The following is a 12,880-nucleotide window of genomic DNA, read 5'->3' as shown; positions in this document are numbered from 1 at the left end:
TCGGGGATGAGCTCCAAGATGGTTCTGGGCTTGCCAGGGCCGGAGATCACCGTTCCGGACTCACGGATCCATCCACCCTCGATGAGCCGGCGTGCCACGTTGGAAATGGTCTGAGGAGAGAGTCCCGTGACCTCCGCAAGCTCCACGCGGGAGATCCCGTCTGGGTGGTGACGCACCGCCTCCAGGACCACCGCCTGGTTGAAGCCGCCCAGCCGGCCGAGGTTGGTTCCTCGCTGCATCCTTGGTTCCTTTCGCGTCCGGACCTTGTCCCTCACCAAAACCCCGGACCTCAGACAATCTGTGCTGCGCTGACGATCGGAGAGCCGTTGCGGCCACTCCGCACTGCAACGATTCATCAACGAGCAGGTGTTCACTGTGATGGTAGCCTGCCGAGGTGCCTGATCATCTGAACATCGCCGCAGTCCGTCTCGTAAATTCCAAAGGTCTGATCTATGTGGTCCGAAAGAAGGGCACCCGGCGCTGGATGCAACCAGGCGGAAAACTCGAACCCGGTGAAGCACCCCTGGAGGCCGCGCTCCGAGAGCTCGGTGAGGAGCTGGGCCTCAGCTGGGATGCAGAGCGGCTGACCGAGTTGGGACGCTGGGAGGGTCCTGCCGCGAACGAACCGGACACCACGCTCACCGCCCACCTCTTCTCAGCCACGTGGGATCAGGAGGCCGACGGTGAGGCCGGCGTCGGCGCCGAATTGGCCGAAGGTGCCTGGATGAACCCCTCCGAGGCCTTGCAGCGTGACGACCTGGCTCCACTGCTTCGGGAACGCATTCTGCCCACTCTCCTCTGACCCTGCAGGCCCTTCACGGCCCCTGGCCGCATGGGCTCTGACTACCCCGGCCCCGGCCACCCGAGCCCTGGCCGGCCGGCGTCGAACGCATCCGAATCCAGACGAAAGCCCCCCAGACCGACGACTCGGTCAGGGGACTTTCGCATCAAGGAGCAGTTCAGCCGACCCAGGTGTAGTAACCGTTGAAGGAATCGGTGGTGGTGCCCAGATCGCGCCAGGTGGTGCCCACGGACGGGTTCTGGGCACCGATGTACTTGCCGCCGCCCATGTAGATGGCGACGTGCGCGCCGCCACGCTGGATGATGATGTCGCCGGGCTTGGGGTTGTTGGTGGCCTTGAACTGGCCGCCCTTCCAGATCCCTGAGGCCGTGCGCGCGGAGATGTTCTTACCGTTCTGCGCGTAGACCCAACGGACAAACCCGGAGCAGTCCCAGCCGGAGGTGGTGTTGCCGCCCAGGCGGTAAGGAACCCCCAGGCCGCTCTTGGCTGTAGCGGCCAGGCCGGCGCCGTTGGAGCTGCTCGCGGTGGAGGTGGTGCCAGACGCAGTCATGCCGTGCTCGGTCGAGGCGCTACCCACCGTGGTGGTAGGGGTCGAGGGCTTCGAGGCAGACGTCGACTTGTTCGCGGGGCTGGAAGGAGTCTTCTCGGTGCGGGTCTGTACCGTGGGGCGCGCCTTGGACGGGGAGGACTCGGCGGCGGAGTCATCAGCGGGCCGCTCGGTGGCGGGCTGCTCGGTAGCGGGCCGCTCGGTGGCGGGCGCCGGGGTCTTCACGGTCAGGGTCGCCGGGCCGGACTTCGTTGCGGGCTGCTCGGGTGCAGGACTAGCCACGACCTTGACCAGGGAAAAGACTTGCGGTGCCCCGTTCACGGCAGCGGCGTGGATGTCAGTCTGTGCAACGCGCTGGAAATCCGTCGATCCGCTGGTCACATCGGCCTTGGGGGCAGCCTGAGTCTTGCTGTGTGCTGCGGAGCCGGAAACGCCCAGGGTGACGACGAGGCCACCAGCAGCGGCAACGACTGCTGCCTGGCGGGACATGGTCCCTGCGTTGCTTGCCACGGCCTTGGAGAGCTGTTCGAAAGTTCCAGTGCTGGCTGCCCGATGGCGGACGGTTTCGACGCGCTTGGTCATGATGGTGGTTACCTCTCCTTGTGCCTGCGAGGTGAGCTGTCGGGTTCGGGAGGGAGTCTCCCGGCGCTCTCCCCTTGCGGGTCGATCGCTTCACCCCAAGGCCCCGAATCTCTCCGGAACCGGTATTGGGTCCCCCGCCACTGCCAAGTGCGAGTGTTGTCTCAGATCTCCGGTAAGTCGGTGGCAGTGCTCGGCGTAGCCGACCCCGGGCACCCACGGCATTTGTCTGGGTACCGGTACAGCGTAACCAAGGGTCACTCGAATGTCACGCTTTGATCACGGAAACGTGCTCCCTGCGATACGGGTCCGCCCCTCAGGGTCAGGCCGCGCCCCCTTGCAACTCCCGAAAACCGCACGAACACGGGGAAGGAACGCAAAACGAAGGGAGCCCCCGACCGTATAACGATCAGGAGCTCCCTTGAAAGGTTTTTGGAGGATCAGGCGCCCACGCGGATAACGGTGGGGGTGCCGGAGATCCAGCTGTTGGGGCCGACCTTGGTTCCCATGCCAGGCTGCCAGGCGCCGACATTGCTTGATCCGCCTGTAGAGATGGCCGCGTGACGACCGGGCCAGACAAGGATATCGCCCGCCTGCACCTGGGAGTAGGGCACCTGGCGACCGGCCGAGAGGATGGAGCCGTACGAATTGCTGACGGAGTAGCCGTGCTGCTTGAGTACGTAGCTGACGAATCCGACGCAATCCCAACCGGCCGGAGTGGTTCCGCCGTGGACGTAGGGGGAACCCGTGTAAGACATCGCGGTGGAGACGATGCTGGAGTTGTTCACGGAGGGCTTGGCAGCAGTCTGCTCGGCCGTCTTCGTCGCGGAGGACGAGTCCGAAGCGCTGGAGGTCGACTCAGAATCGTTGGAGGTCGACTCAGAATCGTTGGAGGCCGAGTCCGAAGCGGTGGTGGCCGGGGTGGTGTCCACTGTGCGCTCGAGCTGCGGCAGCGTGCGCTCGTTGGTCTCGGAAGCAGCGGGTGCCGCCGGCTGGATAACGGTGCCTTGCGCCAGGCTGCGCTCGGGGGCGGCCGGCTTGGCGACGACCTTGACCAGCGAACCGGTCTTCGGGGCCTTCTTCACCGGAGCCGCGTGAATCTCGGTGCTGGCAACGCGCTGGATGTCCAACGAGGTGGTGTTGGAGTCAGCCTTGGGCGCGGCCTCGGTCTTGCTGGCTGCGGTGGAGCCGGAAACACCCAGGGTGACGACGAGGCCACCAGCAGCGGCCACGACGGCCGCCTGGCGAGACATGGTCCCGGCGTTGCCTGCCACAGCCTTGGAAAGCTGGTCGAAGGTTCCAGTGCTGACTGCCCGGTGGCGGGCTGCCTCTACGCGCTTGGTCACGATGGTGTTTACCTCTCCTTGTGCCTACGAGGTGAGCTGTCGGGTTCGGGAGGGAGTCTCCCGGCGTTCTCCCCTTGCGGTTCGATCGCTTCACCCCAAGGTCCCGAATCTCTTCGGAACCGAATTTGGGTCCCCCGCCACTGCCAAAACGAGTTGTGTCTCTGTGCTCCGGAAAGTCAGTGGCAGTGCTCGGCTTGACCGACCCCGGGTGCCCCACGCGTTCGTATGGGCACTGGAACAGCGTAGCCAATACTTTCCCGAATGTCACGCTGAGGTCACGGAAGTGTGGTGCGCGCCGCTTTCTGCACCGCTCACGCCGCTGCCGCACCGCTCCGAAACGCAATGAGATCCCCGTATTCACGGGGATCTCGCGAGGTTCACGGCGGAGCTGTGAGGTTGACTGTGACTATTACTCGGCCGTTACCTAAGCATCCGCAAGTGCGGCCAGACGGAGGGAAATTCGTCAGCTCCGCCCGCAGCGGATCACGTCGGACGCGGTGGGGCGCTACCTAATCGTTACCTGATTCAGCCGCGGGCCACGAACACATGGGCGCCGACCTCGGGCGGAAGCTCCAGCGCACCTTCCACGCCCTGGACCCGGACCACGGCGTATTCGCCCTGCCGTTCCGTGGTGATGCGGGCCCCCGGACGGATACCGCCCTCATTGAGCTGGACCAACAGTTCGGGATCCACCTGGATGGTCTCGGCTAGGCGTTCCACCGTGAACGTGCCGGTCAGGTTCTGATTCAGCAGGTCCTCAAGGTTGATCACGCCCTCCCCGAAGTCCTCCACAGCGTTTCCGCCGAAGGCCTCGAGACCAGGGATGGGGTTGCCGTAGGGCGATTCCTCCGGGTGCCCGAGCATGTCGAAGAGGCGGCGCTCAACGCGCTCACTCATGACATGTTCCCAGCGGCATGCCTCGTCGTGGACGTATTCCCAGTCCAGGTGAATGACGTCTGCCAACAGCCGCTCGGCCAGACGGTGCTTACGCATGACCTCGGTGGCACGCTTACGCCCCAAGGCAGTCAGCTGCAGGTGACGGTCCTCCTGGACTTTCATCAGGCCGTCGCGCTCCATGCGCGCCACGGTCTGGGACACGGTGGGTCCCGAATGTCCCAGACGTTCAGCGATCCTGGCGCGCAGCGCAACGATGCCCTCTTCCTCCAATTCGAGGACGGTCCGGAGGTACATCTCGGTGGTGTCGATGAGGTCTGACACTCTGTGGGCTCCTTCTTGTGATGAGCTGGCACGCGCGGGTCGCTGTTCGAAGGCGGCGACCTCTGACTCGCGCTTTGTCCACCCTATCTGGAATCAGTCGGGACAGCGTCATAATCCCCTCATGGAGTCACCCCGTCACCACTGATGCGAGACCATGGGGTTGTTGCAACACTGTCGCTACAGAGACTCGTGTGCACGGACAAGACGCACAACAAGGAGAATCCAGTGCCTGACTACCCGTTGATCCCCGCAAATCTGTTGCCGGCAGATGGTCGCTTCGGTGCGGGCCCGTCCAAGGTTCGCGCGGAGCAGGTTGCTGCTTTGTCTGCCGCCGGACGAGATCTGCTCGGCACCTCTCACCGCCAGGCGCCGGTGAAGAATCTGGTGCGGGACATCCAGGAGGGTCTGGCTCAGCTCTTCTCCATCCCGGAGGGATACAAGGTGGTTCTCGGCGTGGGTGGCTCCACCGCCTTCTGGGACGCCGCAGCATTTGGCCTGGTACGCGAGCGCGCCCAGCACCTCTCCTTCGGTGAGTTCGGTTCCAAGTTCGCCAAGGCCACCGACAACGCGCCCTTCCTTGGTGCTTCGGAGATCATCACCTCCGACCCCGGCACGCGGCCTGCTCCGCATGCCACGGCCGGCGTCGACGTCTACGCCTGGCCTCACAACGAGACCTCCACCGGCGTGATCGCCCCGGTTCAGCGAGTCGCGGGGGCCGACGACGACGCCTTGGTGCTCGTGGACGCTACCTCCGGCGCGGGCGGCCTGCCAGTGGATGTCTCCCAGTCGGATGTGTACTACTTCGCACCGCAGAAGAACTTCGGGTCCGACGGCGGCCTGTGGATCGGCCTGTTCTCCCCCGCCGCCCTGGATCGTGTCGAGGAGATCGCCGCGACCGACCGCTGGGTCCCCGACTTCCTCAACCTGAAGACCGCCGTGGACAACTCGGCGAAGAACCAGACCTACAACACCCCGGCGCTGTCCACGCTGGTGACCCTCGAGAACCAGATCGCCTGGATGAACTCCAACGGCGGCCTTGACTGGGCCACCGGACGCACCGCGGCGTCGTCCTCGCACCTGTATTCCTGGGCCGATGCCCACCAGTTGGCCACCCCGTTCGTGAAGAACCCTGAGGAGCGCAGCCAGGTCATCTGCACCATCGACTTCGATGACTCCGTGGATGCCGCCGCCGTCGCCAAGGCCCTGCGCGCCAACGGCATCGTGGATACCGAGCCCTACCGCAAGCTGGGCCGCAACCAGTTGCGCATCGCGACGTTCGCCGGCATCGATCCTGAGGACGTGGCCAAGCTGACCCAGTGCATCGACTACGTGCTGGAGCAGCAGGCCTGAGTCTCCCGGCGCCCGCCAGTGCGCCCTACCACGGCGCCCCGGTGACCACCCCGAGAGGGAAGGTCACCGGGGCGTCGTCGTCTCACCCGTCGGGCACTGCACCGACACGATCCAACATTCAGCGACACGTTCCGGGTCGCCGTGGACACGGTCGGTAGAGGGTGGAGTTACTTCTGAGGGTGCGCGCCGTCCGCCACGGCCTTGGCCGCCGCGATCTCCTCCGGCGCCATCCGCTCGCTCCAGGGCACCCATTCAGGGGCCAACAGCGCCTTCTCCCCCGGCACCAGCCCGGAATCGCACACCGTGACCACCTTGGAGCGGGAGGCCCGCCCCAACGTCACGAACCAGTCCCATCCCTGATACCCGTGTTCCTGCGCTGCGAAGCGGTGGGTCACCATACGATCCGCTTCTGCCGCGACGCCGAGGTGCTCACCGATCACGGTGTCGGCGGGGACCACCGCGCTCAGTGCATTCCGAGCCTCGTCCACGGACTCGGCCAGCTGTGGGTCGAGTTTCGGCGTGCGTGGCACTGGAGGGCCTCTTTTCAGGTGTTGCGGACGGCCGGCGCCCTCCGCGTCAGGGTTACATCGGCTCATAGCCTACCCGCGGATACGGTTACCATGGTCGGGTGTCAACCGATTCCGCGTCCAGCACCCCCGCGCCCCGCCACACCGTCCGCAAGGTGGTGATGGCTCTCACGCTGCTGGCCACCGTGGTCTCCTTCATCGGCGTGGTCGGCATGCTTGCGCAGTACTTTGCGCACACGGCCGTGTGGCCTTCCCTCATGGCAGTGGGGCTGTGGGGTTTCCCCGTTGCCTTCGTGGGGCTGGCGTGGCTGATCTGCATCGCCATCCGGGACCGCCGCATTGCGGAGCGCGAGGCCGTGAAGGTGCTCGGCGCCTGAGCGGCGCACGCCGCGTGGTCCACTGCCCGACGGCGGGTCGCGACTATGCGGCGCACGGCGCCGTGCGCCCGTCGGGCATGGCCGTGAATGCTGCCACAGGCGCCAAGATGTACAGCCCCCGTTCAGCAAGCACCCAGGAACGACTCCCAGGATGGAGTCATGACTGCCTCCCATCCCGAAGCGAAACTCCTGGTCGTCGACGACGAACCCAACATCCGCGAGTTGCTTTCCACGTCGCTGCGTTTCGCAGGATTCGACGTCACTGCGGCCGCCAACGGGCGTGAAGCCCTGGACGCCGTGGAGAAGGACGAACCCGACCTCGCCGTGCTGGACGTCATGCTGCCGGACATGGACGGCTTCACCATCACCCGTCGACTGCGCGCGCAGGGGCGTCACTTCCCCGTGGTCTTCCTGACCGCCCGCGACGAGACCACGGACAAGGTCACCGGCCTCACCGTGGGCGGCGACGACTACGTCACCAAGCCCTTCTCCCTGGACGAGGTCGTGGCCCGCATCCGCGCCGTACTGCGCCGCACCCAGGCCGAAGAGGACTCCGCCGTACTGACGGTGGACGACCTCGAACTGGACGACGACGCGCACGAGGTCCGCCGAGCTGGGCAGGTCATCGACCTCTCCCCGACCGAGTTCAAGCTGCTGCGCTACCTGATGATGAACCCCAACCGGGTACTCTCCAAGGCACAGATCCTTGACCACGTGTGGGAGTACGACTTCAACGGTGACGCGTCCATCGTGGAGTCCTACATCTCCTACCTGCGCAAGAAGATCGACGCGCAGGAGGGCTGGGAGCCCATGATCCAGACCAAGCGCGGAGTGGGTTACCTACTGCGCACGGCCGACCGCCGCTGACCTTCCGGTTCGTCTCCCTCTCCTCACCCCATGTGGATCTTCTTCCGTCACATCTCACTGCGCACCCAACTCGTGGCGCTCATGGCCGTGCTGATGTTGCTCGGCGTGGCCGGGATCGCCTGGGCCACCGCACAATCAAGCAAGTCCGCGTTGGTCGGACGGATCGACGACGGTCTGCGCTCCTCGTATTCCACCGTGGACTCCTATTTGCAGGCTTCCTTGGACGATGACGCCGACACAGCACAGATCCCCGAGGACGCCCCGGCCACGATCTATGCCGCCCTGTACGACGACGGCGAGGTGCTCGCCGACCGGACCACCTTTCGCACGGACGACCGCCCGGCCCTGGAACAGGTCTCGGCAGCGGATGCAGACGATCACGAACGCGTGCCGTACACCGTGCGCGGCACCGAATCCGGCTCGCGTGGGTGGCGGGTCCTGATGGTGAACTCCTCGTCGGAGGGACGCACCGTGGTGGTCGCCGCGCCGCTGAAGGACACGGTAGACACCGTGGAGCGAGCCACCTCCTCCATCCTCGTGACGGGGACGCTGGCCACCATGCTCATGTCCATGGTGGGCTACGCGGTCGTGACGCGGGCCTTCCGGCCACTGCGCCGAGTGGAACGCACGGCGTCCGCCATTGCGCAGGGCGAGCTCTCCCGGCGCGTGGAGGAGTACCCCATCGAGACCGAGGTGGGCAGGCTCTCCTACTCGTTGAACGCCATGCCCTCCCAGATCGAGACGGCGTTCCGGGCCATGGGGGCCTCCGAGGAGAAGATGCGGCGTTTCATCCAGGACGCCTCTCATGAGCTCCGCACCCCGTTGGTCACCATTCGCGGCTATTCCGAGCTCTACAGGCACGGTGGCATCCCCCAGGGCGAACCGCTCGATCAGGCCATGGGCCGCATCGAGTCCGAGGCAAAACGCATGTCCCAGCTGGTGGAGGACCTGCTGACGCTGGCCCGGCTGGACGAGGAACGTCCCCTGCAATCGGAACCGTTGGACCTGTTGGTGTTGGCCGGCGACGCCGTGGCGGACGCTGCCGTGAACGCACCCGACCGGAAGGTGCGGTTGGTCGGCGTGGACGGTGCTCCACCGCGGTCCGCCCCCACCGTGGGCGACGAGGCCAAGCTGCGACAGGTGATCGTCAACCTCATGACCAACGCCCTGCGGTATACGCCGGAAGGGACCCCCATCGAGATTGCGGTGGGCACTCGGCCGGTCATGGAAGGGCGCTCCGACTCGGTGCTGTCCGTCGTGGACCACGGCAACGGCATCCCCGAGGAGGATGCACAAAGAATCTTCGAACGCTTCTACCGTTCGGACGCCTCGCGCCAGCGTGGCACCGGTGGGACCGGTCTTGGGCTCGCTATCGTTGCCGCCATCTCCAAGCAGCACGACGGTGGGATCAGGCTCTCGGAGACACCAGGCGGTGGGGCCACCATGTCCCTGCACGTGCCCTACGTTCCCATGGACCCGGCCGACGAGCCGGTTGTCGTCGAGACACCGGCCGACCGTGCCGGGACACCGGAGGAACCGAGCACCAATACAGGTGTGCTGCAGCGCCTGCGCGGATTGACGCGTAAGGCCACCGATGCCACCCGTCGTGTCGGGGAGGTCGGCAAGAAGGCCGATTCGCGCAAGTCCGAGAAGAGCGCGAAGGCCGAGAGGCGCCAGGACAAACGCAAGCACGGCAAGGCCCGGGAGTCGGACACCGGCAAGGACTCCACAGACGGCCATGACTCCGAGCGTGGTGAAGGTCCGAAGCCTCAGGACTGATCTGTGGGCGGGCCCGGTGTGTCTTCCACATCGACCGCCTTTCCTGCCCGATTTCGCGAGCGCCCGTCCGCGTTTCCTGGCACTCTTCTTGGCACCTGAGGTCGCCCGGCCCAGGTCGAGCCGAGAAGAAGGGGTGGCGACGATGACCCAGTTCACCGCAGACACACAAGCCATGCGCACCAAGAGTGCTCAGGCCATGAACACCGTTGAACAGCTACGTGGGGAGGTCAATGCGCTGCAGTCCTCACTGCAGGATCTCAGCGGAAGTTGGACCGGAGGCGCCAGCGCGCGTTTCCAGGAGTTGCTCACGCAGTGGCGAGGCGTCCAGGCGCAGGTCGAGGACTCCCTCTCGCGGATAGGGCAGGCGCTCACCTCTGCTTCAAGCCGGTACGACGAGGTGGAGCAGGCCAACGTGGCCCTCTTCAGCGGCTGAGGCTTCTACGATCTGTGCTTCACCGGCCCCGTGTCCGGGTCCACCGTCCCGGGCACGGGGACCAGCCACCTCCACGTAGGGTGGGACGTATGGCCGTGTTGATCGATCCGCCCCTGTGGCCCGCTCATGGGACCACATTCTCTCACTTGGTCTCGGATACGTCCTTGGAAGAACTTCATGCGTTTGCCCGTGAACAGGAGATCTCGGGGCGGGCCTTCGACCGCGACCACTACGACGTCCCCGCGCGTCTTCGCGACCAACTCGTCGCCGCTGGGGCCATTCCCCTCACTGCAGGAGAGTTGACCAGGCGGTTGCTGGCCTCTCCCTTGAGGATCAGGTCCCGTGACCGTGCCGACCGGCACGACGCTTGGCTGCGCCGGCGATTCTCAGCGCTGCTTTCGGGTGGGCTCGCCGAGGACGGGACCCGAGTCGAGGATCTCTTGGACAGCTGGGGCGGCCCCACACGCAACTACCACGACAAGCGCCACCTGGCCGATGTCCTCAGAGGCGTGGACAGGCTCACGCAGCAGGACTCCGCGCCCAACGCCGCACAGCGCGAAACTGCTCTGGCCGCGGAATTGGCCGGCTGGTGGCACGACGCCGTGTATGACGGCGTGGAGGGGCAGGACGAGCACGCGTCGGCGGAACTGGCAGCGAGCGCGTTGGCCGACGCCGTGCCGTCGGGCATTCTGCGTCGGGTCACCGACGCCATCGAGATGACCGCCCACCACCGCCCCGGCGACGATCCGGCGCAGGCGTTGCTTTCCGATGCGGACCTCCGAGTGCTGGCACGCCCGTCGGCCTCCTACGAGAGGTATGTGGCGGACGTCAGGCGCGACTACGCGCAAGTGAACGACGAGGACTTCGCCAGGGGTCGAGCGCAAGTGCTGACCAACCTGCTGGCAGCGGACCGGCTGTTCGTCACCCCGACCGGCCATGAGCTGTGGGAGGCCGCGGCACGGGCCAATCTCGAAGCCGAGCTGGCCCGCCTGTCCTGAGCAGAAACTGATCCCGACCAGAGTTCGATCGCGCAGTACGTCGGCAGAAAAACACAGTGTCGGTGCTGAAGTTTCCTTCAGCACCGACACAGTGTCATGTCACCGACCTCGTGCGGTCGGGCAGCGGGTCAGGCTCAGAAGCCGCCCATGCCACCCATCTCGTCTGCACCCGGGGCGGCCGGAGCGTTCTTCTCCGGCTTGTCGGCCACGACGGCCTCGGTGGTGAGGAACAGGCCGGCGATGGAGGCCGCGTTCTGCAGTGCGGAACGGGTCACCTTCACCGGGTCGTTGACGCCTGCGGCGAGCAGGTCCTCGTAGGCACCGGTGGCGGCGTTGAGGCCGGAGCCTGCGGGCAGGCCCTTGACCTTGTCTGCCACGACGCCGGGCTCCAGGCCGGCGTTGAAGGCGATCTGCTTCAGCGGAGCCTCGATGGCGACCTTGACGATCGCGGCACCCGTGGCCTCGTCACCCTCAAGGGTCAGCTTGTCGAAGGCAACGGCTCCGGCCTGGATCAGAGCCACGCCGCCGCCGGCGACGATGCCCTCTTCCACCGCGGCCTTGGCGTTGCGCACGGCATCCTCGATGCGGTGCTTGCGCTCCTTGAGCTCCACCTCGGTGGCGGCACCGGCCTTGATGACGGCGACGCCGCCGGCGAGCTTGGCCAGGCGCTCCTGCAGCTTCTCGCGGTCGTAGTCGGAATCGGTGTTGTCGATCTCGGCGCGGATCTGGTTCACGCGTCCGGCGATCTCCTCGGCGGAGCCTGCGCCCTCGACGATGGTGGTCTCGTCCTTGGTGACAACGACCTTGCGGGCCTGACCCAGCAGGTCCAGGCCGGCGTTCTCCAGCTTGAGGCCCACCTCTTCAGCGATGACCTGGCCACCGGTGAGGATGGCGATGTCGCCCAGCATGGCCTTGCGGCGGTCACCGAAGCCCGGGGCCTTGACGGCCACGGACTTGAAGGTGCCACGGATCTTGTTGAGCACCAGGGTGGCCAGCGGCTCGGACTCCACGTCCTCGGCGATGATCAGCAGCGGCTTGCCGGACTGCATGACCTTCTCCAGCACGGGGACCATGTCCTTCACGGCGGAGATCTTGGAGTTCACGATGAGGATGTAGGGATCCTCGAGGATGGTCTCCTGACGGTCTGCGTCGGAGACGAAGTAGGCGGAGATGAAGCCCTTGTCGAAGCGCATGCCCTCGGTGAGTTCGAGGTCCAGGCCGAAGGTGTTGGACTCCTCGACGGTGATGACGCCTTCCTTGCCGACCTTGTCCAGGGCCTCGGCGATCAGGCCACCCACCTGGGAGTCACCTGCGGAGATGGACGCGGTCGCGGCGATCTCATCCTTGGTCTCGATCTCCTTGGCGGTGTCCAGCAGCTCTGCGGTCACGGCGGAGACGGCCTTCTCGATGCCGCGCTTCAGGGAGAGCGGATCGGCGCCGGCGGCAACGTTGCGCAGGCCTTCCTTGACGAGCGCCTGGGCCAGGACGGTGGCGGTGGTGGTGCCGTCGCCTGCGACATCGTCGGTCTTCTTGGCGACCTCCTTGACCAGCTCTGCGCCGATCTTCTCGTAGGGGTCGTCGAGTTCGATTTCCTTGGCGATGGAGACACCGTCGTTGGTGATGGTGGGGGCGCCCCACTTCTTCTCCAGCACCACGTTGCGGCCTCGGGGGCCGAGCGTGACCTTGACGGCGTCGGCGAGGGTGTTCAGACCCTTCTCCAGGCCGCGGCGGGCTTCCTCATCGAATGCAATGGTCTTGGCCATGGCAGGCGTGGTCCTTTCCAGAACGTACTTTGCTGATCCCGGGGACAGCGGGTGCCCGCGACGGACGGGTTCGCGGATCCGCCATCTGTAGCGAATCGTTGGAAGACCCTCACCTACTGTTCCGGTCCCGGTGGGCTGTGACGGCCTGCGGAGAAGAGCCCTTCTCCTGGCAGTCTCCCCCACCGAGTGCTAAGTCCATGTTGGCACTCTCGGAGGGAGAGTGCAACAGAGCGGGGACCCGCAGCGGCACGGTTCGCGCTGGGCGTGAATCGACACCTCCGCGCAAGGGCGCCA

13 protein-coding genes and 2 riboswitches are annotated in these 12,880 nt (G+C 65.9%); of the genes, 7 read left to right on the top strand and 6 right to left on the bottom strand.

Annotated elements, in window-relative coordinates:
• Positions 1 to 239 (bottom strand): helix-turn-helix domain-containing protein (locus Q0A15_RS04100; RefSeq protein ID WP_291278263.1); only part of this gene is annotated, 239 nt, incomplete at its 3' end.
• Positions 240 to 394: 155 nt separating this feature from the next.
• On the opposite strand from Q0A15_RS04100, the gene Q0A15_RS04095 reads away from it, so the two are divergent.
• Positions 395 to 802: an NUDIX domain-containing protein gene (locus Q0A15_RS04095; RefSeq protein WP_291278262.1), complete on the top strand. Its 408-nt coding sequence runs from the start codon at positions 395 to 397 to the stop codon at positions 800 to 802.
• A 157-nt stretch (positions 803 to 959) separates the two neighbouring features.
• Here Q0A15_RS04095 and Q0A15_RS04090 read toward each other — a convergent pair whose 3' ends face one another.
• From Q0A15_RS04090 to Q0A15_RS04080, 3 genes are all read right to left on the bottom strand, one after another.
• Positions 960 to 1,931 (bottom strand): NlpC/P60 family protein, encoded by a 972-nt coding sequence (locus tag Q0A15_RS04090; protein ID WP_291278261.1) that lies wholly within the window; start codon positions 1,929 to 1,931, stop codon positions 960 to 962.
• Between the two features lie 7 nt (positions 1,932 to 1,938).
• Positions 1,939 to 2,097: riboswitch (cyclic di-AMP (ydaO/yuaA leader) on the bottom strand.
• A 271-nt stretch (positions 2,098 to 2,368) separates the two neighbouring features.
• A complete protein-coding gene (locus Q0A15_RS04085) occupies positions 2,369 to 3,274 on the bottom strand; it encodes an NlpC/P60 family protein (RefSeq protein ID WP_291278260.1) in 906 nt (301 codons plus the stop codon).
• Positions 3,275 to 3,281: 7 nt separating this feature from the next.
• Positions 3,282 to 3,457, bottom strand: a riboswitch (cyclic di-AMP (ydaO/yuaA leader).
• Between the two features lie 342 nt (positions 3,458 to 3,799).
• Positions 3,800 to 4,492, bottom strand: coding sequence for a metal-dependent transcriptional regulator (locus Q0A15_RS04080; protein WP_291278259.1), 693 nt, complete (start codon positions 4,490 to 4,492; stop codon positions 3,800 to 3,802).
• 225 nt (positions 4,493 to 4,717) lie between these two features.
• Here Q0A15_RS04080 and serC point away from each other — a divergent pair, with 225 nt between their 5' ends.
• Positions 4,718 to 5,842: a phosphoserine transaminase gene (gene serC, locus Q0A15_RS04075; RefSeq protein ID WP_291278258.1), complete on the top strand. Its 1,125-nt coding sequence runs from the start codon at positions 4,718 to 4,720 to the stop codon at positions 5,840 to 5,842.
• Positions 5,843 to 6,009: 167 nt separating this feature from the next.
• Here serC and Q0A15_RS04070 read toward each other — a convergent pair whose 3' ends face one another.
• A complete protein-coding gene (locus Q0A15_RS04070) occupies positions 6,010 to 6,372 on the bottom strand; it encodes a DUF3027 domain-containing protein (RefSeq protein WP_291278257.1) in 363 nt (120 codons plus the stop codon).
• Positions 6,373 to 6,530: 158 nt separating this feature from the next.
• Here Q0A15_RS04070 and Q0A15_RS04065 point away from each other — a divergent pair, with 158 nt between their 5' ends.
• The 5 genes from Q0A15_RS04065 (at position 6,531) to Q0A15_RS04045 (ending at position 10,823) form a co-directional block, all read left to right on the top strand.
• The gene (locus Q0A15_RS04065; protein ID WP_291278256.1) at positions 6,531 to 6,746 is read left to right on the top strand and encodes a hypothetical protein; all 216 of its coding nucleotides are present in this window, start codon (positions 6,531 to 6,533) and stop codon (positions 6,744 to 6,746) included.
• Positions 6,747 to 6,905: 159 nt separating this feature from the next.
• On the top strand, positions 6,906 to 7,613 hold the full coding sequence (locus Q0A15_RS04060; protein WP_291278255.1) for a response regulator transcription factor: 708 nt from the start codon (positions 6,906 to 6,908) through the stop codon (positions 7,611 to 7,613).
• Positions 7,614 to 7,694: 81 nt separating this feature from the next.
• Positions 7,695 to 9,392 carry a sensor histidine kinase gene (locus tag Q0A15_RS04055; protein WP_367273353.1) on the top strand — a complete coding sequence of 566 codons (1,698 nt, stop codon included), beginning with the start codon at positions 7,695 to 7,697 and terminating at the stop codon, positions 9,390 to 9,392.
• Positions 9,393 to 9,534: 142 nt separating this feature from the next.
• Positions 9,535 to 9,825, top strand: coding sequence for a WXG100 family type VII secretion target (locus Q0A15_RS04050; protein ID WP_291278254.1), 291 nt, complete (start codon positions 9,535 to 9,537; stop codon positions 9,823 to 9,825).
• 89 nt (positions 9,826 to 9,914) lie between these two features.
• Positions 9,915 to 10,823 (top strand): DUF4031 domain-containing protein, encoded by a 909-nt coding sequence (locus Q0A15_RS04045; RefSeq protein ID WP_291278253.1) that lies wholly within the window; start codon positions 9,915 to 9,917, stop codon positions 10,821 to 10,823.
• Positions 10,824 to 10,957: 134 nt separating this feature from the next.
• Here the strand turns inward: Q0A15_RS04045 and groL are convergent, their stop codons facing one another.
• The gene (gene groL / locus Q0A15_RS04040; RefSeq protein ID WP_291278252.1) at positions 10,958 to 12,586 is read right to left on the bottom strand and encodes a chaperonin GroEL; all 1,629 of its coding nucleotides are present in this window, start codon (positions 12,584 to 12,586) and stop codon (positions 10,958 to 10,960) included.
• Positions 12,587 to 12,880: the final 294 nt, after the last annotated feature.

The organism is Galactobacter sp. (assembly GCF_022712295.1).
Lineage (GTDB): Bacteria > Actinomycetota > Actinomycetes > Actinomycetales > Micrococcaceae > Galactobacter.
The sequence above is the reverse complement of the archived record's forward strand: the minus strand, read 5'-3'. Positions and strand labels throughout refer to the sequence as shown.

Bases quoted from the DNA above. Each gene is read 5' to 3' on its own strand.
- Q0A15_RS04050 (WP_291278254.1), top strand. From the start codon at position 9,535: ATGACCCAGTTCACCGCAGACACACAAGCCATGCGCACCAAGAGTGCT.
- Q0A15_RS04060 (WP_291278255.1), top strand. From the start codon at position 6,906: ATGACTGCCTCCCATCCCGAAGCGAAACTCCTGGTCGTCGACGACGAA.
- groL (WP_291278252.1), bottom strand. From the start codon at position 12,586: ATGGCCAAGACCATTGCATTCGATGAGGAAGCCCGCCGCGGCCTGGAG.
- Q0A15_RS04045 (WP_291278253.1), top strand. From the start codon at position 9,915: ATGGCCGTGTTGATCGATCCGCCCCTGTGGCCCGCTCATGGGACCACA.
- Q0A15_RS04055 (WP_367273353.1), top strand. From the start codon at position 7,695: ATGGCCGTGCTGATGTTGCTCGGCGTGGCCGGGATCGCCTGGGCCACC.
- Q0A15_RS04065 (WP_291278256.1), top strand. From the start codon at position 6,531: ATGGCTCTCACGCTGCTGGCCACCGTGGTCTCCTTCATCGGCGTGGTC.
- Q0A15_RS04090 (WP_291278261.1), bottom strand. From the start codon at position 1,931: ATGACCAAGCGCGTCGAAACCGTCCGCCATCGGGCAGCCAGCACTGGA.